Here is a 528-nt window from a genome sequence, read left to right on the forward strand (position 1 = left end):
AGCCCTGCTGGCCAGCTACGAGGCCGAACGCCGCCAGGTCGCCCAGCGCACGATCGCGGAAGCCGCGGACAACGGCAAGGCGCTGGCCTATGACTTCGCCAGCCCGCTGCTTGATGCCCCGGGCGATGAAGGCGAGAAGGCCCGTGCTGCCGCCCGGATCCAGCTTGAAGTCAAGGCCAGCGAGTTCCATTCGCTGGGCCTGGTGCTCGGCTACCACTACGCCCAGTCGCCGGTCATCGCACCCGACGGCAGCGAGCCGCCTGCGGCGCATCCCATCGATTATGTGCCCAGCACCACCCCAGGATGCCTGCTCCCCCACGCCTGGCTGCCCTCCGGCCGCGCGCTCTACGACGAGCTCGGACCCGGGTTCACGCTGTTGCTGAGCCACACTGCGGCGGCCAGCTGGCCTCAGTCCCCGGCCATGGAGAGGATCCTGGCGCTGGCCGGACGGACGCGCATTCCGCTGGCGGTGCGCGTCATCGACACGGCGCTATTGCCTTCTGAGGCCCGCTGGGCCGCAGACGCGGG

General features: G+C 70.5%; 1 pseudogene. It reads left to right on the plus strand.

Features of this window, described 5'->3' with window-relative positions:
- Positions 1 to 528 (plus strand): annotated as a pseudogene (locus tag ACNPN0_RS14600) (2-polyprenyl-6-methoxyphenol hydroxylase); the annotation flags it as partial.

The sequence above is a fragment of the Glutamicibacter sp. AGC84 genome, from assembly GCF_053543575.1.